Annotated in this window: 20 protein-coding genes and 1 pseudogene; 9 read left to right on the top strand and 12 right to left on the bottom strand. The window is 71.2% G+C overall.

Annotation, left to right across the window (positions count from 1 at the left end; all coding sequences use genetic code 11):
* The first annotated feature begins 228 nt into the window (after positions 1-228).
* Both ACZ4Z3_RS22000 and ACZ4Z3_RS21995 read left to right on the top strand, forming a co-directional pair.
* Positions 229-945, top strand: coding sequence for a nucleotidyl transferase AbiEii/AbiGii toxin family protein (locus tag ACZ4Z3_RS22000; RefSeq protein WP_468502573.1), 717 nt, complete (start codon positions 229-231; stop codon positions 943-945).
* Positions 946-1,150: 205 nt separating this feature from the next.
* The gene (locus ACZ4Z3_RS21995; protein ID WP_468502572.1) at positions 1,151-1,576 is read left to right on the top strand and encodes a hypothetical protein; all 426 of its coding nucleotides are present in this window, start codon (positions 1,151-1,153) and stop codon (positions 1,574-1,576) included.
* Positions 1,577-1,703: 127 nt separating this feature from the next.
* Here ACZ4Z3_RS21995 and ACZ4Z3_RS21990 read toward each other — a convergent pair whose 3' ends face one another.
* From ACZ4Z3_RS21990 to ACZ4Z3_RS21980, 3 genes are read right to left on the bottom strand one after another with little or no spacing between them, the layout of a single operon-like run.
* A complete protein-coding gene (locus ACZ4Z3_RS21990; protein WP_468502571.1) occupies positions 1,704-2,492 on the bottom strand; it encodes an ABC transporter permease in 789 nt (262 codons plus the stop codon).
* Positions 2,489-3,481, bottom strand: a complete 993-nt coding sequence (locus tag ACZ4Z3_RS21985; protein WP_468502570.1) for an ATP-binding cassette domain-containing protein — start codon at positions 3,479-3,481, stop codon at positions 2,489-2,491. Before ACZ4Z3_RS21985 ends, ACZ4Z3_RS21990 begins: the two co-directional genes overlap by 4 nt.
* A 32-nt stretch (positions 3,482-3,513) precedes the next feature.
* Entirely contained in the window at positions 3,514-4,182 is a 669-nt protein-coding gene (locus tag ACZ4Z3_RS21980) for a DUF4097 family beta strand repeat-containing protein (protein WP_468502569.1), read from the bottom strand.
* 226 nt (positions 4,183-4,408) lie between these two features.
* Here ACZ4Z3_RS21980 and ACZ4Z3_RS21975 point away from each other — a divergent pair.
* Positions 4,409-5,122 (top strand): annotated as a pseudogene (locus tag ACZ4Z3_RS21975) (GbsR/MarR family transcriptional regulator); the annotation flags it as partial.
* Positions 5,123-5,414: 292 nt separating this feature from the next.
* Here ACZ4Z3_RS21975 and ACZ4Z3_RS21970 read toward each other — a convergent pair.
* The 4 genes from ACZ4Z3_RS21970 to aspS all read right to left on the bottom strand — a co-directional run bounded on the left by ACZ4Z3_RS21970 (position 5,415) and on the right by aspS (position 9,053).
* Entirely contained in the window at positions 5,415-5,801 is a 387-nt protein-coding gene (locus tag ACZ4Z3_RS21970; RefSeq protein ID WP_468502568.1) for a hypothetical protein, read from the bottom strand.
* 15 nt (positions 5,802-5,816) lie between these two features.
* Positions 5,817-6,440, bottom strand: coding sequence for a GOLPH3/VPS74 family protein (locus tag ACZ4Z3_RS21965; RefSeq protein WP_468502567.1), 624 nt, complete (start codon positions 6,438-6,440; stop codon positions 5,817-5,819).
* Between the two features lie 2 nt (positions 6,441-6,442).
* Entirely contained in the window at positions 6,443-6,859 is a 417-nt protein-coding gene (locus tag ACZ4Z3_RS21960) for a hypothetical protein (protein ID WP_468502566.1), read from the bottom strand.
* Between the two features lie 430 nt (positions 6,860-7,289).
* Entirely contained in the window at positions 7,290-9,053 is a 1,764-nt protein-coding gene (gene aspS, locus ACZ4Z3_RS21955; RefSeq protein ID WP_468502565.1) for an aspartate--tRNA ligase, read from the bottom strand.
* A 365-nt stretch (positions 9,054-9,418) separates the two neighbouring features.
* On the opposite strand from aspS, the gene ACZ4Z3_RS21950 reads away from it, so the two are divergent.
* Entirely contained in the window at positions 9,419-11,980 is a 2,562-nt protein-coding gene (locus ACZ4Z3_RS21950; protein ID WP_468502564.1) for a SpoIIE family protein phosphatase, read from the top strand.
* 76 nt (positions 11,981-12,056) lie between these two features.
* On the opposite strand, the gene ACZ4Z3_RS21945 is transcribed toward ACZ4Z3_RS21950, so the two are convergent.
* Positions 12,057-13,097: an AI-2E family transporter gene (locus tag ACZ4Z3_RS21945; RefSeq protein ID WP_468502563.1), complete on the bottom strand. Its 1,041-nt coding sequence runs from the start codon at positions 13,095-13,097 to the stop codon at positions 12,057-12,059.
* A 98-nt stretch (positions 13,098-13,195) separates the two neighbouring features.
* Positions 13,196-14,311, bottom strand: coding sequence for a helix-turn-helix domain-containing protein (locus tag ACZ4Z3_RS21940; RefSeq protein ID WP_468502562.1), 1,116 nt, complete (start codon positions 14,309-14,311; stop codon positions 13,196-13,198).
* 241 nt (positions 14,312-14,552) lie between these two features.
* Between ACZ4Z3_RS21940 and ACZ4Z3_RS21935 the strand changes: the two genes are divergently transcribed.
* On the top strand, positions 14,553-15,326 hold the full coding sequence (locus ACZ4Z3_RS21935) for a right-handed parallel beta-helix repeat-containing protein (protein ID WP_468502561.1): 774 nt from the start codon (positions 14,553-14,555) through the stop codon (positions 15,324-15,326).
* A 300-nt stretch (positions 15,327-15,626) separates the two neighbouring features.
* On the opposite strand, the gene ACZ4Z3_RS21930 is transcribed toward ACZ4Z3_RS21935, so the two are convergent.
* Together ACZ4Z3_RS21930 and ACZ4Z3_RS21925 are read right to left on the bottom strand one after the other, a co-directional pair.
* Complete coding sequence (locus ACZ4Z3_RS21930; protein WP_468502560.1) at positions 15,627-16,598, bottom strand: pirin family protein; 972 nt, start codon at positions 16,596-16,598, stop codon at positions 15,627-15,629.
* 192 nt (positions 16,599-16,790) lie between these two features.
* Positions 16,791-17,297: an SseB family protein gene (locus ACZ4Z3_RS21925; protein ID WP_055712534.1), complete on the bottom strand. Its 507-nt coding sequence runs from the start codon at positions 17,295-17,297 to the stop codon at positions 16,791-16,793.
* 150 nt (positions 17,298-17,447) lie between these two features.
* On the opposite strand from ACZ4Z3_RS21925, the gene ACZ4Z3_RS21920 reads away from it, so the two are divergent.
* The 3 genes from ACZ4Z3_RS21920 to ACZ4Z3_RS21910 all read left to right on the top strand — a co-directional run bounded on the left by ACZ4Z3_RS21920 (position 17,448) and on the right by ACZ4Z3_RS21910 (position 21,119).
* Positions 17,448-19,274 carry an acyl-CoA dehydrogenase gene (locus ACZ4Z3_RS21920; protein ID WP_468502559.1) on the top strand — a complete coding sequence of 609 codons (1,827 nt, stop codon included), beginning with the start codon at positions 17,448-17,450 and terminating at the stop codon, positions 19,272-19,274.
* Positions 19,275-19,449: 175 nt separating this feature from the next.
* Positions 19,450-20,748: a M18 family aminopeptidase gene (locus tag ACZ4Z3_RS21915; RefSeq protein ID WP_468502558.1), complete on the top strand. Its 1,299-nt coding sequence runs from the start codon at positions 19,450-19,452 to the stop codon at positions 20,746-20,748.
* A 131-nt stretch (positions 20,749-20,879) separates the two neighbouring features.
* Positions 20,880-21,119, top strand: coding sequence for a DUF6458 family protein (locus ACZ4Z3_RS21910; RefSeq protein WP_055511719.1), 240 nt, complete (start codon positions 20,880-20,882; stop codon positions 21,117-21,119).
* Positions 21,120-21,159: 40 nt separating this feature from the next.
* Here the strand turns inward: ACZ4Z3_RS21910 and ACZ4Z3_RS21905 are convergent, their stop codons facing one another.
* A complete protein-coding gene (locus tag ACZ4Z3_RS21905) occupies positions 21,160-23,010 on the bottom strand; it encodes a thioredoxin-like domain-containing protein (protein ID WP_468502557.1) in 1,851 nt (616 codons plus the stop codon).
* A 173-nt stretch (positions 23,011-23,183) separates the two neighbouring features.
* On the opposite strand from ACZ4Z3_RS21905, the gene ACZ4Z3_RS21900 reads away from it, so the two are divergent.
* Positions 23,184-23,678, top strand: a complete 495-nt coding sequence (locus tag ACZ4Z3_RS21900) for an LURP-one-related/scramblase family protein (protein ID WP_468502556.1) — start codon at positions 23,184-23,186, stop codon at positions 23,676-23,678.
* Positions 23,679-23,711: the final 33 nt, after the last annotated feature.

Genomic DNA, 23,711 nt, shown 5'->3' with positions numbered 1-23,711 from the left:
GGCCTTCCGGCAGCTCCGCCACTCCTTCCAGTCTGGCCCCACCGGTCACACGACGCCCGGTCGTGCGCGTTCCGGGCCCGTCCGCGGGTACGTTCCCCCGGGCGGGCGCGCATCAGGTCGTTCGAAGGGCCAGGGCCGAGTGAACCGGGGAGATGACAGGGTCAGAGCCCGGGAGCCGTGATAATCCATGTCCATGGCCCCACCCCCCACCCTTCCCCAGGCCCGCGCGTGAACGACCTCCCCGAGCCGGCTCCCCCCGACCCGGTCCTCCATCTCCTCACCGACATCCTCGCCATCGGCGCCCCCTACGCCCTGGCCGTGACCGGCGATCACGCGGTACGGGCCCATGGGCTCACGGAGAGCCGCCCGTCGGGCCGCCTGCTGGAGGTGGCGACGGAACACCCGGCCCCGATGGACGAGATCGCCGGCACCGTCCGCACCGGCCTGGCGGGACGCGGCTGGCTCGTGGAGGAGGCGGAGGACACCCCGCTCTCCGCCCGCCTCCTCGTCACCGACCCGACGACGGCGGAGGAACGCACCCTGGACATCCTCAAGGAGTCCCTGTGGCACCCCGCGGTCGAGACGTCGCTGGGGCCGACCCTGTCCCTGGAGGACGTCGTCGGTACGAAGGTCCGGGCCCTCGCCGACCGGAACACCGCCCGCGACCTCGTCACGGTCCACGCGGCCGCCGCCCACTGGACCGTCCCCGAACTGGAGGAACTGGCCCGCCGCCACACCTCCGCCACCGCCTCCACCTTCGATCTCGCCGACCTCCAGGCCCGGTTGGAGACCACCGAGTGGCTCGACGACCGGGAATTCGCCCGCCAGGGCCTCGACGAGCAGGCCACCATGTCACTCCGCCGGTGGGCCCAGTCCTGGGCGGCCGACATCGCCGAACGCCTGCTGGAGGAGGAGGCGTTGACACCCCCACCGGAGGCCGAGTGAGCAAACGCCGTTACGTCGCCCGGGGCGTCCCCGGCGGCTACCGCGTCCACGACCACCGCCGCCGGGGCCGGTGGGGCGACCGGGGGCCGGCGGACTGAGGGCTGCTGGAACCGGTGCCCCGCGTTCGGCGTTTCCGATCTACGGGGGCTGCGGGTGCGAACCCGGGCCGGCGGAATCCCGACGTACGGAGGGGGAGAGGCTGAGGATGAGTACGGAGATCGCCGAACTGGTGAGCCGGGCGGGGCCGTATCTGACGGCGGCCGTGGCCGCGTACGGCACCGGGGTGCTGACCCCGGTGGAGCGCGCGGCGGTGGAGACGACGGCGGACATCGGCCGCCGGATGCTGACGGCGGCGTGGCGCCACCGTGATGAGCGAGGGCGGGCCGAACTGGGCGCGGCCGTCGCGGACGCGGCGGCGGAACCCGACGACGAGGACGCGTCGGCGGCCCTGCGCCAGCAGCTCAAGCGGGCCCTGCGCGAGGACGAGGAACTGCGGCGCGAGCTGACGGCCCTGCTGCCGCGTCAGGAGAACCAGGGCGTGACGGTGACGGCCTCGGGCCCCCGTTCGATCGCCGCCGGCGGCAACATCGGCGTGGCGATCACCGGCGACGGGCACACCGCGCCCGGGTGACGACCCACGAACGGGGCGGCGTACTCCGACGCCCTGTCGGTGTACGCCGCCCCGGTGGGACGAAGTGCTGGTGGGACGAAGTGCTGGTGGGACCGGGTTGCGGGGGCTGCCCGCGCTGTCACGGCGGTTACTTCGGGTCGCCGTTGAACTTCGACGTGGACCAGAAGTAGCCGAGCACCGCGAGGCCGACGCACCAGGCCACGGCGAGCCATCCGTTGTGGCCGATCTCGGTGCCGAGCAGCAGCCCGCGCAGGGTCTCGATGGCCGGGGTGAACGGCTGGTACTCGGCGACCGGCTGGAACCAGCCCGGCATGGAGCGCAGCGGCACGAAGGTGCTGGAGATCAGCGGGAGGAAGATCAGCGGCATCGCGTTGTTGCTGGCGGCCTCGGCGTTCGGGCTGACCAGGCCCATGCCGACGGCGATCCAGGTGAGCGCCAGGGCGAACAGGGTGACCAGACCGAAGGCGGCGAGCCACTCCAGGACGGTGGCGTCGGTGGAGCGGAAGCCGATGGCCACGCCGACGGCGCCGACGAGGACCACGCTCATCAGGCACTGCGCCACACTGCCGATGACGTGCCCGACGAGCACCGACGCGCGGTGGATCGCCATCGTGCGGAAGCGGGCGATGATGCCCTCGGTCATGTCGTTGGAGACGGACACCGCGGTGCCGATGGTGGTGGATCCGACCGTCATCAGCAGCAGGCCGGGCAGCAGGTAGGCGATGTAGTCGGAGCGGTCGGCGCCGCCGCCGAGGCCCGCGCTCATCGCGTCCCCGAAGATGTAGACGAAGAGCAGCAACAGCATGACCGGCGTGAGCAGCAGGTTCAGCGTCATCGACGGGTAGCGCCTGGCGTGCAGCAGGTTGCGGCGCAGCATGGTCGTCGAGTCGCGGACGGCGAGGGAGAGGGAGCTCATCGCAGGGCCTCCTTGGCCTGGGCGGGGATGTCGGTGCCGCCGGTGAGGGCGAAGAACACGTCGTCGAGGTCGGGGGTGTGCACGGTCAGTTCGTCGGCCTCGACGTCGGCGGCGTCCAGCCGGTCGAGGACGGAGCGCAGGTCGCGCTGGGAGCCGTCGCTGGGGATCCGCAGGGTCAGGGCGTCGTCGTCGGCGGTGCCCCCGCGCGAGCGGAGGGGAGCGTCGGGGAGGGCGTCCTGGAGGAGTGCGGCGGCGGCCGACCGGTAGAGGGCCGGGTCGGAGAAGCGGAGCCGGACGTGGCCGCCGGGGATCAGTCGCTTGAGTTCCTCGGCGGTGCCCTCGGCGGCGATCCGGCCGTCGTGGAGCACGGCGATCCGGTCGGCGAGTTCGTCGGCCTCCTCCAGGTACTGGGTGGTGAGGAAGACGGTGACGCCGCCTGTGACCAGCTCTCGGATGATCTGCCACATGGTGTGGCGGGAGCGGGGGTCGAGGCCGGTGGTCGGCTCGTCGAGGAAGATGACGCGCGGCCCGCCGACCAGCGTCATCGCGATGTCGAGGCGGCGTTTCATGCCGCCGGAGTAGGTGGAGGCGGGTTTCTTCGCCGCCTCCGTCAGGTCGAAGCGTTCAAGGAGTTCGGCGGCGACCCGTCGCCCCTCGCTCCTCGGCAGGTGGTGCAGGTCCGCCATGAGGAGCATGTTCTCCTCGCCGGTGATGAGCCCGTCGACGGCGGAGAACTGCCCGGTGACCCCGATCGCGGCGCGGAGGGCCTGCGGGTCGGTGGCCAGGTCGTGGCCCGCGACGCTGATCCGGCCGCTGTCGGCGGTGACGAGGGTGGAGAGGATCTTGACGGCGGTGGTCTTGCCGGCCCCGTTCGGGCCGAGCAGGGAGAAGATCGTTCCCTCGGGGACGGTGAGGTCGATGCCGTCGAGCACGACCTTGTCGCCGTAGGACTTGCGCAGCCCGTGCGCCGCGATGGCCGGGGTGGTCATGGTGGATGTGCTCCTTCGAAGGGCCGGGAGGGTCAGAGGCTGCGGGCGGTGATGTCGCCGCAGGAGGTGGTGGCGCGGATGTCGAGCGCGGTGGTGCCGTCGTTCTTGAGGGCGTTGCTGACGCGGCCGTAGGAGGTGCCGGCGTCCAGGGCGGCCGAGACGCCGGGGGCGGCGGCGACCGAGATGTCACCGGACTCGGTGCGGAGCACGACCGTGCCGCCGACGGCCTCGTCGATACGGATGTCGCCCTGCTGGGTGCTGATCTCCGCCGGTCCGCCGAGGCGGCCGACCGCGATGTCACCGGCCAGGACGGCCAGGCGGGCACGGCCGGTCTCGTCGAGCTTGACCTGGCCGAGGGCGCCGTCGATGGCGACGTCCCCGAGCCGTCCGACGCCCCGGAACTCGACGCCGGCGGAGGTGGCCTCGACGTGCGAGCCGGCGGGCAGCTGCACGGTCACCTCGACCGAGCCGGCGGGGCCCACGAGGCGGTTCTTGACCGGCGCCTTCGCGGTGATCCGCAGGGTGCCGTCGGCGTACTCGGCGGTGGTCCGCTCGGCGAGCTGTACGTCCCGGTCCTTGGACGAGTCCAGGGGCCGGACCTCGACGACGGTGTCGGCCCGGTCGGCGGCGATGACCTGCACCCGCCCGGCCTGGATGTCGAGGACGGTGACGATCGGGGCGGGGGTGGCGAACTTCTGCATTGTTCTCTCCTCTGGCGGGGTCGGCGTTTCCGACGAGAGAAAAGCTACGTTGCATTCATAGTTACGGCAACAACTTCGTTGCATACTATCGGCATTCCTGCAGGTGAACGCCAGGAAATCATTGCAATGGACCTGAACTTAACGCAACAACGCTCGGTGAATCCGTTGCAATGAAATGGAGGTGAACGCTATGCTGGGTCCACACGCGCACCTCGAAGGAGACCCCATGCCGGGAGGCAGGCTCACTCAGCCCGAACGTCAGCAGATCGCCCTGGGGCTGGCCGACGGTCTCGCCTACGCCGAGATCGCGCGACGCCTCGACCGCCCCACCTCGACCATCACACGCGAGGTCATGCGCAACGGCGGCCCCACCGGCTACCGCGCCGACCTGGCCCACCGCGCCACGGAACGCCGTGCGCAGCGACGCAGGCAGACCGCGCCACGGGGGCCCGCGGCGTCCACGGCGGCGTACGGCCGGGACACCGAGGCGGTGCGGGAGTTCGAGGAGACGTTCGCCACCGTGATGATGGCCTCGGGCATGCCGAAGATGATGGCGCGGGTCATGGCCTGCCTCACCCTCACCGACTCGGGCAGCCTCACCGCGTCCGACCTCGTCCAGCGCCTCCAGGTCAGCCCGGCGTCCGTCTCCAAGGCGATCACCTATCTGGAGGGCCAGGCGTTCGTCCGCCGGGAGCGCGACGAACGCCGCCGCGAGCGCTATGTCGTCGACGACGACATCTGGTACCAGTCGACGCTGGCCAGCGCTCGGGCCCTCGACCAGGTCATCGAGACCGCCCGGCAGGGCGTCGGCGTCCTCGGCCGCGAGACCCCGGCCGCCGCCCGCCTGGAGAACGTCGCCCGCTTCCTCGACTTCGTCAGCGAGAGCACGATCCGCGCGGCGGAGCAGGCCCGCGCGGTGCTCCACACGAAGACGGGGAGCGGCGGTAGCGGGGAGGCGGACGACGCCCAGTCGGGCAGCGGGAAGGCCGACGCCGGGGACCTTGGCAGGGGAGCGGGGAGTGGGGAGACCGACGGCACGGGCCCGGACAGCGGCGCGCGCAGCGAGAAGGCCGACGGCACGCAAGCGGGCGGCGCACGAGCCACGGGCACACCGGCGGGCGGCGCGGGAGCCACCGGCACGCAGGCGGGCGGCGCGGGAGCCCTCGGCACGGGCGCCGGGGCCTAGTCAGCCGCGCCCCTCGGCGCTGGGCGCCGGGAGGCGTCCGCGCTGGTCATTCCGTCGAAGAAAGCTCGCCCACGGGGACGGTGGCGGCGGTGGTGCGCGGGCAGCGCCACACGGCGGTGCCCCTCTCGACGGCCGCCTCCAGCGGATGCGTGTCCGGATGCGCCGGGCAGCTCGGCCACACCGCGGGCCCCCCGGCCGCCCACAGTGCCTCCACCGCCCAGCCCTGCACCTGGTCCGCGACCTCGGCCGCCAACACCCCCGGCCGCCCGTCCGGCTCGGCCCACACCCCCTGGCCCGAGCCGTCCGGCGCGTAGAGCACCACACCGGGGCCGTCCTCGTCCTCCCGCACCTCGGGTCGCACGGAACACTGCGCGCGCAGATCCCGCAGCACGGCGGCCAGCGCCTCGCTGAACTCGGGTTCGGTAGGGCTCATACGCCGGACACCGGCTCAGGTCGCCGCCGTGATGATCACGACCGTGGTCGCCATCGTCGCGGCGGTGAGCGCGGCCGAGGTCGCGGCGGCCGTCTCGGCCATACGGCGCAGGGCGGGGTCGGCCCAATGGCGTTCGGCGATCTCCGTCATACGCCGCCCGACCGCCGCGGACTGCTCCTTCCCCAGGTCGGGGAAGGCCAGTTCCCGCAGGTCGGCGTGGTGGAGCAGGGTGATCAGTGCGGCGGTGCGGTGGTCGGGTTCCTGTCCCTCCAGGACGACGGCGGCGAGTCGCCCGCGCAGCGCGGCCTCCACCGTGCCGTCGACCTCCGGGTGGACGGTGGTGCGGAAGACAAGGAGGAGCCGGCGCTTCTCCTCGCGGATCAGGCCCTTGTCGAGCAGGCCCCTCAGGGCCTTGTCGTACTCGGCGCTGCGCTGCTCGTTGATCCACTTCTGGGCGTCGTCCGGGAGCGCCGCGTCCTCGGGGTCGCCGACGAGCGCCCGTTCCAGCAGGGCCGCCGCCGCGATCGCGAACGGCGTCCGCAGCGGCAACTTCGCCTCACCCGTGGAGTCGTCGAGGGAGAGGAGGAGGATCTCCTCACCGAGGGTCGTGGGGACGGGGCCGGAGGCAGAGGACGACATGGTCATGATCGGTAGGACGCGTCCAGCCGGTACAAGAGTTCCTTCCGCCCGCCCTCGGTGGCCGGGTCCAGCCCCAACGCCCTGCGGGCCTCCCCCACATGACGCAGGCCCTCGGTCGCGGTGCGGACGACCCCCGCGTACTGGTCGGGCGTGCGGGCGGAGGCCAGCCGCGCCCGGGCGGTGCGGAGGCGTTCGGCGGCGTCGGCCAGGGCCCGGGCCGCGTCGTCGTCCGCGCCGGCGGGTGCCCGTACGTCGATCCCGGCCAGGCCACCGCCGAGCCGGACCGCCCAGCGGTTGGCGTCGGCCTCCGCGTCCAGGTCGGACGTCGCTGCCCGTCCGTCGTCGTGGCGCCGTTGGGCGATGACCGCGATCACCGATCCGAGGACCAGCAGCAGTGCGAGCAGCACGGCGAATTCCATGGCCTCCTCCACGTTCCGAGGTTCTCCGGCGCTTCCGGTCCCTCCCGGGTTCCTCGCTCTCTCCGTCCCTCACACCAGCGCCCGGCCCACCGGGGTCCGGCCCACCGGATGCGTACGGGCACGCCGAAAGGCCCGGAACCCGAGGGACGGGGTTCCGGGCCTCGCGCCGAGCCACGCGGTGAACGCACGGCTCCTCGTGCCGGCCGCCGCCACCGCCGCCCCCGGACGGGGGTTCGCCGGTCGGGGCGCCGGACGGTGCGTCCGAAGGGGTGCCGGAGGGCGCGTCGGTGGGGGCGGTGCCGCCGCCCTCGGAGACGTGCCCCGCGCGTGGAAAACGGTCCTGAGCGCGCGGAAAAGGGTCCTGAGATCGACGGACGATCCCAGGACCCTTTCGTGCCAAGCCCTCAGCAGGCTTGCCTCACGCGCTTGCCTACTTCGGCTGCGGCTTCCGCACCGACAGGTGCAGCTCGCGCAGCCGCGCCTCCTCCAGCTCCGTCGGCGCGCCCATCATCAGGTCCTGGGCGTTGCCGTTGAGCGGGAAGGCGATGGTCTCGCGGATGTTCGGCTCGTCGGCGAGGAGCATGACGATCCGGTCGACACCCGGGGCGATACCGCCGTGCGGCGGCGCGCCGAAGCGGAACGCGCGCAGCATGCCCGCGAACTGCTCCTCGACGGTGTCACGGTCGTAGCCGGCGATCTCGAAGGCCTTGAGCATGATCTCGGGCTCGTGGTTCCGGATCGCGCCGGAGGACAGCTCGACGCCGTTGCAGACGATGTCGTACTGCCAGCCGAGGATGTCCAGCGGGTCCTGGGTCTCCAGGGCCTCAAGCCCGCCCTGGGGCATGGAGAACGGGTTGTGCGAGAAGTCGATCTTTCCGGTCTCCTCGTCCTTCTCGTACATCGGGAAGTCGACGATCCAGCAGAACCGGAAGACGCCCTCCTCGAAGTGCCCGGCACGCTTGGCGGCTTCCACCCGCACCGCGCCCATGATCTTCGAGACCTCGTCGAAGTCGCCCGCGCCGAAGAACACGGCGTGACCGGCGGCCAGCGACAGACGCTTGGTCAGCTCGGCGACGTTCTCCTCGGTGAGGAACTTCGCGATCGGGCCGGACAGCGCACCGTCCTCGCCGACGCGCACCCAGGCCAGGCCCTTCGCACCCTGCTCCACGGCGTACTCGCCGAGCTGGTCGAAGAACTTCCGGGGCTGGCCGGAGACGTCCGGCACCGGCAGCGCCCGCACGTGCTTGCCGGCGAACGCCTTGAACTCCGAGCCCTCGAAGATGTCGGTGATGTCGACCAGTTCCAGCTGGGCGCGCAGGTCCGGCTTGTCGGAGCCGTACTTGAGCATCGCCTCACGGAACGGGATCCGCGGGAACGGGGAGGTGACGTGACGGCCGTTGCCGAACTCCTCGAACAGCTCGGTCATGAGCTTCTCGATGGGCTGGAAGACGTCCTCCTGCTCCACGAAGCTCATCTCGACGTCGAGCTGGTAGAACTCGCCCGGCGAACGGTCCGCGCGGGCGTCCTCGTCACGGAAGCAGGGCGCGATCTGGAAGTACCGGTCGAAGCCCGAGATCATCAGCAGCTGCTTGAACTGCTGCGGAGCCTGGGGGAGGGCGTAGAACTTGCCCGGGTTCAGACGCGAGGGCACGACGAAGTCGCGGGCGCCCTCGGGGGAGGTGGCGGACAGGATCGGCGTGGCCATCTCGTTGAAGCCGAGGGCCGTCATCTTGTGACGGATGGCGCTGATCACGGCCGTACGCAGCATGATGTTGCGGTGCATACGCTCGCGGCGCAGGTCCAGGAAGCGGTACTCCAGGCGCCGCTCCTCGTTGACCCCGTCCTCGGCGTTGATGGTGAAGGGGAGCGGGGCGGCCGCGCCGAGCAGCTCGACCTCGCCGACCTCGACCTCGACCTCACCGGTGGGCAGGTCGGGGTTCACGTTCTCGGCGCCACGGGAGACGACCTTGCCGTCGACGCGGACGGTCGACTCCTTGGAGATCTTGTCCAGGGCCTCGTACGCCGGGGTGCCCGGACGTGCGACGAGCTGCGTGATGCCGTAGTGGTCGCGCAGATCGATGAAGAGGATGCCGCCCAGGTCGCGCCGATTGTGCAGCCAGCCACTCAGCCGGACGTCGGTGCCGACGTCAGAGGCGCGGAGCTCGCCGCAGGTGTGGGACCTGTACCGATGCATCGTCGTTCATCCAGTCTTCGCTGATCGGGGATCTGGGACCGTGCCACACGGTTCACTGACCGTGTTTCACGTGAAACACAGCCAAGGGTACCGGGCACCCCAAGATCGCCTCCCCACCATTTACCGCCGCCCGCGGGGGCAACCGCGTCCTATGGGCACCTGGACACCGCTCTCCCCGCCCGGGACGCCTTTTCCCGCACGGATACTCACCGTCACAGCCATAGCCAGGACCGCAAGCGGTTTCTGTCGATAACGTCAACCGCTGTCACCGCCGTCGCCGCCGATCGCGGTTACCTCCGGACACCGCTCGGTGCCCGGCCCAGCTTCGGTGGCACGGTCCGATCAGCTGTTCTTAGAGTGGGTCAATGCGCACTGGTGAGCCCCCGCCCACCGTGGAGGACGTCCTGTCCGCCCTGGCGACGGGACTGTGGACCTGGGACAGCGCTGCCGGAACCGTCAACGTCGACGCCGAGGCAGCCCGGCTCCTTGGGCTGCCCCCGGAACCGACCACCCTCACCCAGGCCGGCGCGCGCTCGAGACTCCACCCCGTCGACTGGAACGAGATCGTCTCCGTCGTCCAGCTCGCCGTCGCGGAGGACACCCTCGCCGAGGTCCGGATCCGCGTCATGGACGAGCAGGGCCGGGTCATCCGCACCGTCCGCAGCCGTTCCAAGCCGACCTTAGATCCGGTGCGCAGATCGGTGGAGCTGATCGGCACCATCCAGGAGGTCACCGAACCCTCGCCGCAGACCGCGGCGCGCGCCCCGGCGGCCGTCACCGGCGACTGGCGGCGCTCCCGCGAGGCGTTCCTGCTGGACGCGGGGCGGGCACTGGCCGAGGCGCGCTCCACGGAGGAGGTGCTCCGGGTCGCGGCGGGCCTCGCGATGCCGGGCTTCTCCCCGGACGGGCTCGCCGTGTTCGGGGTGGAGGGCGACCGCCTCACCGTCATCGGACACCACGGGCACAACCACGGCGACGAGGGCCCGTTCACCCATATGCCGCTGGAGACGGACTACCCGGCAGCGGAGGTCGTCCGCACCGGCCGTGCCGTCTATCTCTCCTCCCCCGAGGACTACAAGTCCCGCTATCCCACGGCCTGGCCGCTCGCGGAGCAGTTCAACCGCCGGTCCTGGGCCTTCCTGCCTCTGATCGTCGCCGGCCGCACCATGGGCGCGTGGATGGCGGGCTTCACCTACCCGGTCGCCTTCACCCCCGACGAGCGCTCCGTCCTGACCACCGTGGCCCGGATGCTCGCCCAGGCGCTGTCCCGCGCGGGCGCCGCCGAGACCGAACGCGAACTCACCGACGGCCTCCAGCGCACGATGCTGCCCACGCTGGGCCCCGAGATACCCGGCATGAGCGTCGCCGCGCGCTACGTCCCCACCGGCGGCGGACTCCAGGTCGGCGGCGACTGGTACGACATGATCGCCCTGCCCAGCGGCCGCTTCGCCCTCGTCATCGGCGACGTCCAGGGCCATGACGTACGCGCCGCCGGGCTCATGGGCCAGCTCCGCATAGCGCTGCGCGCCTACGCCTCCGAGGGCCACCCGCCGGACGCGGTCCTCTCCCGCGCGTCCCGCTTCCTCCACGGCGTCACCGCGGACACCTCCGGCGACACCTACACCGACCTTCGCTTCGCGACATGCCTGTACGTGGAGGTCGACCCGGTGACCGGGGTGCTGGACATCGCCCGCGCCGGGCACCCCGACCCGGCGATCCGCATGGCCGACGGCACGGTCCTGGTCCGGCCGACCCCGGGCGGCCTGCCTCTCGGCATCGACCCCGACGCCGACTACCCCACGACCCGGCTCGTCCTCGAACCCGGCGAGACGATGCTCCTGTGCACCGACGGCCTCATCGAGACGGGCGGCCACGACCTCGACACGGGCTGGCGGCGCATCAGGACGATCCTGGAGTCCTTCGACACGGACGCGGGCACGGACGCGGGCGAGGGCGCGGGCGCGACCGCCGACGCGAGCCCTGTCCCGGTCCCGGCCCCGGGCCGGGCCCCGGTCGGGCGCGAGGCGGATGGCAACGCTGTCGGGGGTGCCGGGGCGGGCAGCGGGGGGCCTGGGGAGAGCCTTCGGGGAGCGGGCGAGCAGGGGGCGCGTTCGGCGTCGACGGCGGCCGAACCGGTGGCCGTGATGGCTGAACCGGTAGCCGCGGCGGTGGAACCGGTGGCCGTGGAGGACGATTCGGCGGCCGTGGCGGACGACCCGGTGGCCGTGGCGGTGGCTTCGGCCTCTCTCGTGGCGGGCTCGGCACCCTCCGATGCCGGCCCGGCCTCCGTCGCTGCGCCCGGAGACCTCCCCCTGGTGAACGGGCTCGCTCCCGGACGGCTGGAGGCACTGGCCGACGCGCTGGTCCAAGGCGTGCACGGGCCCTCGTCCCATCACACGCCCGGCCCCCTGGCCGACCGACGCGAGGACGACATAGCGATGCTGCTGCTGTCCCGCAAGGCCGAGGGTTCCGGCCGCGGTGACTCCGTCGGCGTACGGCCTCCCGTGCGGCGCACCGCGCTGACCGTCGCGCAGGCCGAGCCCGAACGCATCGCCGGGGCCCGCCAGCAGGTCCGCGAACTGCTCCACGACTGGACCTGCCCCGATCAGGTGGACTCGGCGGTCCTCCTGGTCTCCGAGATGCTCACCAACGTCCTCGTCCACACCGACGCCGACGCGCTCCTGGTCGTCGAGATGACCGGCGACGGCGGCAAGCGGCGGATGCGGATCGAGGTGACCGACGCCAGCGACGACCTCCCGCACAAGCGTCGCCCCGGCGAACTGGCCTCCTCCGGACGCGGTCTCGTCCTCATGGACGTGCTCGCGGACGCCTGGGGCGTCGACCCGCGCGGCGACGGCAAGAGCATCTGGTTCGAACTCCACGAGCCCTCGGAACCGCCGGGCCCGCCGGGTGAGTCGGCTGTGTGACCCCCACCGCCGGGCGCCCGCCTGCCCCCGGACCAGGTAGTACCCCCGGCCAAGCAGTGCCCCGGCCGGGCCGCCGCTAGGCGACCCCCTCCTTCGCGTACCGGTCCCGTAGCTCGTGGACGACTCCGAAGGCCGCCGCGGTCAGCGGTACCGCCAGGAGCATGCCGAGGACGCCGGCGACCGAGGCGCCCGCGGTGAGGGCGATCATGACGACCGCCGGGTGCATCTGCACCGTCCGGCTCTGGATCATCGGCATGAGCACATGCCCCTCCAACTGCTGCACGGCGAGCACGATCCCGAGGACCCACAGCGCGATCACGGCGCCCCGGTCGGCGAGGGCCACGAGCACCGCCACCCCACCCGAGACGACGGCGCCGAGATACGGGATGTACGCGCCGACGAACACGAGCGCGGCGAGCCCGACCGCGCCCGGCACATCGAGGATCAGCAACCCGACCCCGATGCACGTGGCGTCGATGAGTGCCACGAGGGTCGTCCCGCGCATGAACCCCTCGACGGCCTCGAACGCCCGGCGCGCGATGGCCTCCACGGTGTCGGCCAGCCCGCACGGCGACAACGCGCGGATGGTTCCGGACACCCGGTCGGAGTCCCGCAGGAAGAAGAAGACGAGCAGCAGGGCGAGGACGGCCATGGCGATGGCCTCGCCGACGACACTCACCCCGCTGATGACGTTGGACGCCGCCGTGCTCCCGAACCTGCCCAGCAACTCCTTGGCGTTGGCGGCGAGATCGTCCAGGGAGGTGCCGGCCGCACCGAAGTGCCGGGTGACGTCCTCGGCCGCGTCCCTGAGGGAGGCGATGATCTGGTCCCCGGTGCCGATGAGCGCGGCGGCCACGACGTAGACCGCTCCCCCCACGACCGCGACCACGGCGACACAGGTGAGGCCCGCGGCGAGCGACCGGTGCATCCGCGCCCTGACCAGCCGCCGGTGCAAGGGCCCGAGCAACGCGGCCCCCAGCAGGGCGAGCAGCACCGGCGTGACAGCCGTCCTGAACTCCACGCACAACCGGACCCCGACGTACACGACCCCGGCGACGAGCAGTACGACGGCACACCAGGCAGCCAGACGCCGCACGGGTTCGGGGAGCAGCTGCACTCCTCCAGCGGACCACGGCCACCGTCACCCTGTCGTGCGCGGACACCCCGGCCGGGTGACGTGGGCGACCGGCCGGACCGGTGCGGGTCGTCCGCGGCTCATTCGCGCCCGGTGGGGTCGCGGCCGATCAGGAACAGCTGCGCGTCGCCGGCGCCACCGCCGCCGGTCGCGTCGGCGCAGCCCTCCGCCACCGCGACCGCCCCCTTCTCCTCGGGACCGCCGCGCATACCGACGCAGATGTCCGCGTCGCCCCGCCCCGGCCGCAACCGCCACGCGCCCTTGGTGCCCCTGCCGGTGCCCTCGGCCCGTTCGATGCGGAACAGCTGGGAGGAGCCGCCGACCTCGCAGTCGTCCCAGGGCTCGAACATGCGCTGGAACTGGCTGTCGCTGAGCAGGGTGAGACAGCCCTTGCCGTGCCGCGGGTGGTCCCACTGGATGCGGTAGTACCCGTCGTCCGCCCGCAGCAGATACGTCTTCGGCGGCACGGCCTCCTCGCACGGCCGCTGCATCGCCACCACCTTCGACTCACCGCTGTCCACCCGTACGTCCCCGTCGGTGAGGCACAGGTCGGGAGCGCGTACGGGGCGGATGCGGGTGAGCCCGGGAGCGGGTCCGGGCGGCACGGGACCGTCCGCGTCCTCACCTGCCCGCGTCCCGGAGGGCTCCGACGTGCGTGTCGTCCGCCTGCGGTCCCCGTCCCCACCACGGTTCGACGACGTCCCGTCGTGCGGCAGCCACACCAGCACGCCGACGACGATCAGGGCGACCGTACCGAGCGAGGCCACGGCGGCGAGCGACGCGGCCCGAACCCGACCCCCGAACACCCCGCCGCCGGCCGGTCCATCACCAGACCCGCGCCCCGCTCGCTCTCGCTTCTCCTCTCGCGGGGCGTCCCCCATGACAACGAGCCGTTCCCTGACGGCCAGCCACGTCGGTACGGCGGTCTCCGGTACCCCGCAGGCCCGGACGAGCGCGGAGACGACCTCGGCACGCGGGAGCGCGTCCCGCCGCAGGACGTCGGCGAGGGTGCTGCGGGCAAGGACCTCGCCCCGCTCGGCGGCACGCTGCTCCAACTGCCGGTAGGTCAGCCCGCTGCGCTCCTTGAGCAGGCGCAGCAGGGCGACGTACTCGGCGGAGGTACGCGCGGTCTCCGGCGCCAACTCCCCACCGGCCCCCAGCTTCCCCGTACTCCCGCGGTCCCCCGTGCTCGCCATGCGGTCATTGTCAGCCGGGGGTAAACGGCCGACAACCCCTGTCCCGGCCATGTCGAGCACCCCGCCGTACGGTCCGGACAAGCCGCTGACCAGCCCGGACAGCCGCGCTCTGTCCGGGACACGGCAAGGCGTTGCCGGACAGGATCAGACGGCCCAGGCTCGGTTGCTGTCGCGACGGCCGGACCCACGGGGGTGGACCGGCCGCGCGCCCCACCACCGACCGAAGGGACGCAACAACCTCATGCGCAGGCACACCGCACGCACCACACGCACGGCACGCACGCTCCTTCTCCCGAGGACGCTGGCGGCCTCGGCGTTGGGCGGCGCACTGGTCCTGACCGGCCTCGCCGAACCCAGCTGGTCCGCGACGGCCGGCGCCGCCGCCACGTACCCGGGGCAGGGCCCGTGCCCGCCGGGCGACTACCAGCTCTGCATCAACGGAGGTCCCGGCGGCTTCACGATCAAGGGCCGCACCTTCTCCGGACACGACAACGCGATCCTGCTCCGCAACGTCTCGGACGTCACGATCACCGGGAACACGTTCAAGAACCTCAGCGGCAGGACCGGTTACGCCGGGGTCCATGTGAAGAACTCGTCGGGCATCGTCATCAGGAAGAACAAGTTCACGAAGCTCCGCAACGCCGGTCACATGCACGGCGTGTACCTGGTCAACACAACCGGCAGCACCATCGTCGGCAACACGTTCTCCTCCATCACCGGCGACCCGGTCCGCATCCGCGACGGCAGCCGCAACAACTCCGTCACCGGCAACACCTTCACCAGGTCCGGCACCTACGCGATCTTCAGCGAGTGGCGCGACCACAAGAAGGGCGAGCGCTGCGGCTCCGCCAACACCATCAAGAACAACAGGTACGGCCCCGGCTACTACGGCACCCCCCTCCCCCTCGTCCGCTGGGGCGGCAGGGGCAGCGGCAAAACAGGCCCCGACAAACTGACCTGGAAGACCTGCAAGACCCCCACCATCACCAACAAGGGCGGCAACACCAGGCTCTGAGCAACACGCGGCCGGAAGAACGCGGCGCATGTCGTACCGCACGGGATCCCGCTACTCCCCGACCGTCGGACGCACCATCAGGACCACCCCGGGCGACCGTCTCGCGCAGTCCGTCCTCGTCGGTGTAGTCCGGGGTGTTGGCGCAGGTCACGAGGGGTCCGGCGAGCATCAGGACGCTGGACGCGATTCTTCTCCTTGTGCCGCCGGTCCCCGCACACGCCGGAGGCCCCCGCCCGGTCGGGCAGGGGCCTCATCAGCAGCTGTCAGCAGCACTCGCAGGCAGAGCCGGCGAGCCGGTCGTCAGAGACCGCCCTCGGTCATCCCGTGGACCGCCGGGATCGTGCCCAGCCGGCCCTTCTGGAAGTCCTCGAACGCCTGCTGCAGCTCGTCGCGGGTGTTCATGACGAACGGGCCGTAGTGGGCCATGGGCTCACGGATCGGCTGTCCGCCGAGCAGCACGATCTCCAGGTCGGGCGCGTTGGAGTCCTGCTTCTCGTCCGCCCGCACCGTGAGGGAGGAGCCCGCGCCGAAGACGGCCGTCTGACCGAGGTGGATCGGGCGCCGGTCCGCACCGACGCTGCCGCGCCCGGCGAGCACGTACGCCAGCGCGTTGAAGTCCTCGCGCCACGGAAGCGTGATCTCCGCGCCCGGCGCCACGGTCGCGTGGAGCAGGGTGATCGGGGTGTGGGTGATGCCGGGCCCCTGGTGCCCGTCCAGCTCACCGGCGATGACGCGGAGCAGCGCGCCGCCGTCGGGGGTGGTGAGGAGCTGGACCTGGCCGCCGCGGATGTCCTGGTATCTCGGCGCCATCATCTTGTCCCTGGCCGGGAGGTTCACCCACAGCTGGATGCCGTGGAAGAGTCCGCCGGACATGACGAGGGCCTCCGGCGGCGCCTCGATGTGGAGGAGACCGGAACCGGCCGTCATCCACTGGGTGTCACCGTTGGTGATGGTGCCGCCACCGCCGTGGCTGTCCTGGTGGTCGAAGATCCCGTCGATGATGTAGGTGACGGTCTCGAAGCCACGGTGGGGGTGCCAGGGCGTGCCCTTCGGCTCTCCCGGCGCGTAGTCCACCTCGCCCATCTGGTCCATCATGATGAACGGGTCGAGGTGACGGTAGTTGATCCCGGCGAACGCACGGCGGACCGGGAAGCCCTCGCCCTCGAAGCCGCTGGGCGCGGTCGTCACGGCGAGCACCGGACGGGACACCGCGTCGGTCGACGCGACGACACGGGGCAGGGTCAGCGGGTTCTCGACGGTCACTGCGGGCATGTCGGTACCTCCTTGTGCGTTCACTTTAGTTGATTGTTGAACTTTCTGCCAGGTCTAACGACGAACGCCCGGAGGGCATTCCCTCCGGGCGTTCTTCTCGTCCCGCGATCGACCCCGGACACCGAGCCGGGACCGACACCCCCACCTGCCGTCGCCCACCGAGCCGCACGGCACGTCGGGCGTGGCGCGGAGCTATCCGTACATGCGCCGCATCGCGAACTCCACCATCTGCTCCACCGCCTTCGCGTCGAAGACCATCCGGTGCTCCCCCTCCATGTCGAGGACGAAGCCGTAGCCGGTGGGCAGCAGGTCGATGACCTCGGCGCCGGTGATCACGAAGTACTTGGACTCCTTGCCCGCGTACCGGCGCAGCTCCTTGAGCGAGGTGAACATGGGGATCACCGGCTGCTGCGTGTTGTGCAGCGCCAGGAACCCGGGGTTGTCACCGCGCGGGCAGTAGACCTTGGACGTCGCGAAGACCTGCTGGAAGTCCTCGGCGGCCATCTGACCCGTCGTGAAGGCACGCACCGCGTCCGCGAGGGACGGCGGGGACGGCTCCGGGTACAGCGGAGGCTGCTGCCCGTAACCCCCGCCCATCGGGCCGCCGGGCATCTGCCCCGGCATCTGCTGCCCGGACATGGGCTGCTGCGGCGGGGCGTACTGCTGCTGAGTGCCAGCGCTCTGGTCGTAGCCGTACATGCGGCAAAGCGTAACGAGTCACAGATGACCCAATCGGGCTTGCTTCTTATTACCGGTGGGTAGCATCATCGAAGAGAAGCTACTTGTTGGTATGTGAACTAGCGCGAGGATCCAGTGCCTCGCCGATCCCTCTCTTACGGAGTCGTCGCCATGGGGCACTACAAGTCGAATCTCCGCGACATCGAGTTCAACCTCTTCGAGGTGCTCGGCCGCGACAAGCTGTACGGCACCGGCCCGTTCGCGGAGATGGACACGGACACCGCCAAGAGCATCCTGGAGGAGCTGACCCGCCTCGCCGAGAACGAGCTGGCGGAGTCCTTCACGGACGCCGACCGCAACCCGCCGGTCTTCGACCCGGAGACGAACACCGCCCCGGTCCCGGCCTCCTTCAAGAAGAGCTACAAGGCCTTCATGGAGTCGGAGTACTGGCGGCTCGGCCTGCCCGAGGGCATCGGCGGCACCACCGCCCCCGCCTCCCTGATCTGGTCCTACGCGGAGCTGATCCTCGGCGCGAACCCGGCCGTGTGGATGTACTCCTCCGGCCCGGCCTTCGCCGGCATCCTCTACGACGAGGGCAACGACGTACAGAAGAAGATCGCCCAGATCGCGGTCGAGCGGACCTGGGGCTCCACCATGGTGCTCACCGAGCCGGACGCCGGTTCGGACGTCGGCGCGGGCCGCACCAAGGCGATCCAGCAGGAGGACGGCTCCTGGCACATCGAGGGCGTGAAGCGCTTCATCACCTCCGGTGAGCACGACATGGAGGAGAACATCCTCCACTACGTCCTCGCGCGTCCCGAGGGCCACGGCCCCGGCACCAAGGGCCTGTCCCTCTTCCTCGTCCCGAAGTACCTGTTCGACTTCGAGACCGGCGAGCTGGGCGAGCGCAACGGCGTCTACGCCACGAACGTCGAGCACAAGATGGGCCTCAAGGCCTCCAACACCTGCGAGATGACCTTCGGCGACCGCCACCCCGCCAAGGGCTGGCTGATCGGCGACAAGCACGACGGCATCCGCCAGATGTTCCGCATCATCGAGTTCGCCCGCATGATGGTCGGCACGAAGGCGATCTCCACCCTCTCCACGGGCTACCTCAACGCCCTCGAGTACGCCAAGGAGCGCGTCCAGGGCCCCGACCTGGCGAACTTCATGGACAAGACCGCGCCCAAGGTCACCATCACGCACCACCCCGACGTCCGCCGCTCGCTGATGACGCAGAAGGCCTACGCGGAGGGCATGCGCGCGCTCGTCCTCTACACCGCCTCCGTCCAGGACTCGATCGCGGTGAAGGAGGCGGCCGGCGAGGACGCCTCCACCGAGCACGCCCTGAACGACCTGCTCCTCCCGATCGTCAAGGGCTACGGCTCCGAGAAGGGCTACGAGCAGCTCGCCCAGTCCCTGCAGACCTTCGGCGGCTCCGGCTTCCTGCAGGAGTACCCGATCGAGCAGTACATCCGCGACGCCAAGATCGACACCCTGTACGAGGGCACCACGGCGATCCAGGGCCAGGACTTCTTCTTCCGGAAGATCGTCCGCAACCAGGGCGCCGCGCTGAACTCCCTCGCCGAGGAGATCAAGAAGTTCCTGGCGCTGGGTGAGGGCGGCGAGGAGCTGGCCGGTGCCCGTGAGCACCTCGCCAAAGCCGCGGTCGAACTGGAGGCCATCGTCGGCCTCATGCTCACCGACCTCGCAGCGACCGAGCAGGACGTCAAGAACATCTACAAGGTGGGCCTCAACACCACCCGCCTGCTGCTCGCCTCCGGTGACGTCGTCGTCGGCTACCTGCTCCTCAAGGGCGCCGCCGTCGCCGCCGAGAAGCTGCCGAACGCGTCCGCCAAGGACAAGGCCTTCTACACCGGCAAGATCGCCGCGGCCAAGTTCTTCGCCGCCAACGTCCTGCCCGGCGTCACTCTGGCCCGCAAGATCTCCGAGGGCGTCGACCTCGACCTGATGGAGCTGGACGAAGAGGCGTTCTGACCTCCCGGCCAACGGCCCCGGCGGCGGTGCCGCTCGGGGCCGGGGCCCCACTCCGACGCGGTCGGGTGGTGGACGGGCCCTGCCCGTCCGTCCACCGCCCGTCCCCCCGTTCCTCACACCAGGGCCCGCTCCCAACCCCGGGAGCGGGCCCTCGTACGTCGTTAAGGTGAACCCCATGCGCACACCCCCACGCTTCGATCGCGGCCACACCGACGACCTGATGACCTACCTCGCGGCAAGCCCGTCCCCGTACCACGCGGTGGCGAACGCCGCGGAGCGGCTGGAGAAGGCCGGCTTCCGCCAGGTGTCCGAGACGGACGCGTGGGACGGCTCCCTGGGCGGCAAGTACGTGCTGCGCGGCGGCGCGATCATCGCCTGGTACGTGCCGGAGGGAGCCGAACCCCACACGCCGTTCCGTATCGTCGGCGCCCACACCGACTCCCCCAACCTGCGGGTGAAGCCGCGCCCCGACAGCGGCGCCCACGGCTGGCGCCAGGTCGCCGTCGAGATCTACGGCGGCCCGCTGCTCAACTCCTGGCTGGACCGCGACCTCGGCCTCGCCGGCCGGCTCTCGCTGCGCGACGGCACCAACCGCCTCGTGAACATCGACCGGCCCCTTCTGCGGGTGCCCCAACTCGCCATCCATCTCGACCGTTCCGTCTCCTCCGAGGGCCTGAAGCTCGACAAGCAGCGCCACCTCCAGCCCGTCTGGGGCCTCGGCGACGACGTCCGCGACGGCGACCTGATCGCCTTCCTGGAGCAGGAACTGGGCCTGCCCTCGGGCGAGGTCACCGGCTGGGACCTGATGACCCACTCCGTCGAACCGCCCGCCTACCTGGGCCGCGACAAGGAACTGCTGGCCGCGCCCCGCATGGACAACCTCCTCTCCGTCCACGCCGCCACGGCGGCGCTCGCCGCGGTCGCCACCTCCGGTGACGGCCCGTCGTACATCCCCGTCCTCGCCGCCTTCGACCACGAGGAGAACGGCTCCCAGAGCGACACCGGCGCCGACGGGCCGCTCCTCGGCGGGGTGCTGGAGCGCTCGGTGTTCGCCCGAAGCGGCACGTACGAGGACCGGGCCCGCGCCTTCGCCGGCACGATCTGTCTCTCCTCGGACACCGGTCACGCCGTCCACCCCAACTACGCGGAGCGGCACGACCCCACGCACCACCCGCGCGCGGACGCCGGCCCGCTGCTGAAGGTGAACGTCAACAACCGCTACGCCACCGACGGTTCGGGCCGCGCGGTGTTCGCCGCCGCCTGCGAGAAGTCCGGCGTGCCGTTCCAGACGTTCGTCTCCAACAACTCCATGCCGTGCGGCACGACCATCGGGCCCATCACCGCGGCCCGGCACGGTATCCAGACCGTCGACATCGGCGTCGCCATCCTCTCCATGCACAGCGCCCGTGAACTCTGCGGGGCCAAGGACCCCTACCTCCTGGCGAACGCCCTGGCCGCGTTCCTGGAGGGCTGACCGGCACCCCGCCCGGCACCCGAACGGCCTCCCCCTGTTACTGGCAAGCCAGTTCGGGTACCCGGAGTCCACCGGTAGGACCGAACGACCGGAACGACCGGCCGACCCAACCGGACTGGGAGGGAACACTCATGGGTTTGGGCGGGTGCATCATTCTGATCGCCGTGGGCGCCATCCTCACGTTCGCCACCGACTGGGACATGCAGGGCGTCAACCTCGACCTGGTCGGCATCATCTTCATGATCGTCGGACTGATCGGTGTCGCGACGTTCAGCAGCATCGCCAGGCGCAGGCGGGTCGTGGTGCCGTCCACGACGCCTGTCATCGACGAGGAGCGGCACCACCACCGGGACGGGTACGGCGGCGTGTGACCGCCCCGGTGGGCGACGAGGGCGGCGTCGGCGAACGGTCTCAGCCGAGGCCGGCCGTGCCCTCGTCCATTCCCGCGAGCACCAGCGGCAGCCGGTCCGCGCCACCGGACGACACCCGGACCGGCACACCCCAGTCCTGCTGGTGCACATGGCAGGCCGGGTACTCGTTGGCCGGGTCGTCGTCGCAGGACGCCGCCATCGCCGAGACATGCAGGACGCCCTCGGATATGGAGGGGTTCAGCTCCAGCGTCCGGGACAGGGCCGTGTCCACGCCCTCACCCCCGAGCAGCAGCTCGGGCGGCGTGGAGGAGACGAGCAGACGGGTCGACGGCCCGTACCGTTCGTCGAGCTTCTGCCCGGCGGGCGCCTGGAAGACGACGTCGAGCCGGAGGCTGCCCGGGGCGACCTCGGTGGGCGCGCGCCGGGTGCGGTGGGCGACGGCCTCCACCTTCACCGTCTCCTCCGGCAGCCGCAGCCGGGTCAGCCGGTGCCGGGCGGACTCGACGACCACGATGTCGTCCCCGACGAGCACCGCGTCGCTCGGCTCCCGCAGGTCCGTGGCGAGGGTGGTCACCTCACCCGTGGCCGGGTCGTAGCGGCGCAGCGCGTGGTTGTAGGTGTCGCTGACCGCGACCGAACCGTCGGGCAGGACCGTGACCCCCAGCGGATGCTGGAGCAGCGCCTGGTCGGCGGCGCCGTCGCGGTGCCCGAAGTCGAACAGGCCGGTGCCGACCGCCGTGTGGACCGCCCCGTCGATGTCGACCCAGCGCAGCGCCGACGTCTCGGAGTCGGCGAGCCACAGCCGGTCCGAAGTGGCCGCGAGGCCCGAGGGCTGCGCGAACCACGCCTCGGCACCCGGGCCGTCCACCAGCCCCTCGTTCGTCGTGCCCGCCGCCACGGCGACGGTGCAGTCCTCCGGGTCGTACGTCCACAACTGGTGGACGCCGGCCATCGCGATCCACACCTTGCCGCCGAAGACGGCCACGTCCCACGGTGAGGACAGGTCGACCTCCCAGGCCAGGCCGGAGGTGGGCGAGCCCTGCCACCACTGGCGGCCCGTGCCCGCGAGGGTGGAGACCTCGCCGGTGTCCGGGTCGAGGCGGCGCAGCGCGTGGTTCACGGTGTCGGCGACGACCACCGTCCCGCCGTCCAGCAGCGCCAGGCCCTGCGGCTCACTGAACCGGGCGTGCTCGGCGCCGCCGTCCACGAAGCCGCGCTCACCGGCGCCGTACCGGCGGACGACCGTCTCGCCGTCCGGGGCGAGCCGCACCAGCTGGTGGCGGGTGGTGTCGCTGACGAGGAAGTCCCCGCCGGGCAGGAGCAGCGCCTTCCCGGGGAAGCGCAGCACCGTCGGCTCGGGGTCCGGCGCCACATACGGTCCGTCGCCGCGCCGCAGGGTGCCCTTCGCCTCGTGCTCGGCCTCCAGCTCGGCGACGAGCCGCTCGATGGCGTGCACATGACCCTCGCCCGCGTGCTGGGCGACCACGTACCCCTCCGGGTCGATCACCACGAGGGTCGGCCAGGCCCGTACCGCGTACTGCTTCCAGGTGGCGAGCTCCGGATCGTCGAGGACCGGGTGCTCGACCCCGTATCTCTCGACGGCGTCGACCACCGCCGCGTGCTCCGCCTCGTGCGCGAACTTCGGGGAGTGCACCCCGATGACCACGACGGTGTCACGGTGCTTCTCCTCCAGCTCGCGCAACTCGTCGAGGACATGCAGACAGTTGATGCAGCAGAACGTCCAAAAATCCAGCAGCACTATCTTTCCTCGCAGGTCAGCGAGGGTGTAGTGCGTCCCGCCCGTGTTCAGCCAGCCGCCCTTGCCGGTCAGCTCCGGGGCGCGGACACGGACACGGCGGGGTGCGGGGTGCTGGGTCGTGGAATCGCTCATGGATCAAGGGTGCCACTTGCCCGCGACCCGCCGCTGAGCCTGTGGACAACTCTCGGCCGCCTGTGGACAACATCGCCGGAGGCCTGTGGACAACCTGAGTGCAAGGCCGGCACCTGCGTCCTTTCGGCCTACTGGCGAGGTGGGGTGGCGGGCGCCGGGGAACGTCTGAGGGCATGAGATTCCTCGTACGCGACCGGATCCTCGGCATCGGTGACGACTACTGGATCGAGGACGAGCACGGCAGGAAGGTCTTCCTCGTCGACGGCAAGGCCCTGCGGCTGCGGGACACCTTCGAGCTGAAGGACTCGGCGGGGCGGGTCCTGATCGACATCCGGAAGAAGATGTTCGCGCTGCGCGACACCATGGTGATCGAACGGGAGGGCGAACCGTTGGCCACGGTCCGCCGCAAGCGCCTGTCACTGCTGCGCAACCACTACCGGGTGTCGCTGACGGACGGCACGGAACTGGACGTCAGCGGCAAGATCCTCGACCGCGAGTTCCTCATCGAGTACCAGGGCGAGACCCTCGCCGTCGTCTCCCGCAAATGGCTGCACGTCAGGGAGACGTACGGCCTCGACGTCGTCCGCGACGACGCGGACCCGTCGCTGCTGATCGCCGTGACGGTGTGCGTGATCAACCTGGCGGAGCGGGAGAGGGGGATCGACTAGGAGGGAGACCAGAGGGACGGAAGAAAGCGTCGG

This window comes from Streptomyces sp. NPDC030296, assembly GCF_055572815.1.
The sequence above is the reverse complement of the archived record's forward strand: the minus strand, read 5'-3'. Positions and strand labels throughout refer to the sequence as shown.

What these genes read in the sequence shown, in the direction of transcription:
- ACZ4Z3_RS21995 (WP_468502572.1), top strand. Translation starts at nt 1,151, where the DNA reads ATGAGTACGGAGATCGCCGAACTGGTGAGCCGGGCGGGGCCGTATCTG.
- ACZ4Z3_RS21990 (WP_468502571.1), bottom strand. Translation starts at nt 2,492, where the DNA reads ATGAGCTCCCTCTCCCTCGCCGTCCGCGACTCGACGACCATGCTGCGC.
- ACZ4Z3_RS21985 (WP_468502570.1), bottom strand. Translation starts at nt 3,481, where the DNA reads ATGACCACCCCGGCCATCGCGGCGCACGGGCTGCGCAAGTCCTACGGC.
- ACZ4Z3_RS21980 (WP_468502569.1), bottom strand. Translation starts at nt 4,182, where the DNA reads ATGCAGAAGTTCGCCACCCCCGCCCCGATCGTCACCGTCCTCGACATC.
- ACZ4Z3_RS21970 (WP_468502568.1), bottom strand. Translation starts at nt 5,801, where the DNA reads ATGAGCCCTACCGAACCCGAGTTCAGCGAGGCGCTGGCCGCCGTGCTG.
- ACZ4Z3_RS21965 (WP_468502567.1), bottom strand. Translation starts at nt 6,440, where the DNA reads ATGTCGTCCTCTGCCTCCGGCCCCGTCCCCACGACCCTCGGTGAGGAG.
- ACZ4Z3_RS21960 (WP_468502566.1), bottom strand. Translation starts at nt 6,859, where the DNA reads ATGGAATTCGCCGTGCTGCTCGCACTGCTGCTGGTCCTCGGATCGGTG.
- aspS (WP_468502565.1), bottom strand. Translation starts at nt 9,053, where the DNA reads ATGCATCGGTACAGGTCCCACACCTGCGGCGAGCTCCGCGCCTCTGAC.
- ACZ4Z3_RS21950 (WP_468502564.1), top strand. Translation starts at nt 9,419, where the DNA reads ATGCGCACTGGTGAGCCCCCGCCCACCGTGGAGGACGTCCTGTCCGCC.
- ACZ4Z3_RS21940 (WP_468502562.1), bottom strand. Translation starts at nt 14,311, where the DNA reads ATGGCGAGCACGGGGGACCGCGGGAGTACGGGGAAGCTGGGGGCCGGT.
- ACZ4Z3_RS21935 (WP_468502561.1), top strand. Translation starts at nt 14,553, where the DNA reads ATGCGCAGGCACACCGCACGCACCACACGCACGGCACGCACGCTCCTT.
- ACZ4Z3_RS21930 (WP_468502560.1), bottom strand. Translation starts at nt 16,598, where the DNA reads ATGCCCGCAGTGACCGTCGAGAACCCGCTGACCCTGCCCCGTGTCGTC.
- ACZ4Z3_RS21925 (WP_055712534.1), bottom strand. Translation starts at nt 17,297, where the DNA reads ATGTACGGCTACGACCAGAGCGCTGGCACTCAGCAGCAGTACGCCCCG.
- ACZ4Z3_RS21920 (WP_468502559.1), top strand. Translation starts at nt 17,448, where the DNA reads ATGGGGCACTACAAGTCGAATCTCCGCGACATCGAGTTCAACCTCTTC.
- ACZ4Z3_RS21915 (WP_468502558.1), top strand. Translation starts at nt 19,450, where the DNA reads ATGCGCACACCCCCACGCTTCGATCGCGGCCACACCGACGACCTGATG.
- ACZ4Z3_RS21910 (WP_055511719.1), top strand. Translation starts at nt 20,880, where the DNA reads ATGGGTTTGGGCGGGTGCATCATTCTGATCGCCGTGGGCGCCATCCTC.
- ACZ4Z3_RS21905 (WP_468502557.1), bottom strand. Translation starts at nt 23,010, where the DNA reads ATGAGCGATTCCACGACCCAGCACCCCGCACCCCGCCGTGTCCGTGTC.
- ACZ4Z3_RS21900 (WP_468502556.1), top strand. Translation starts at nt 23,184, where the DNA reads ATGAGATTCCTCGTACGCGACCGGATCCTCGGCATCGGTGACGACTAC.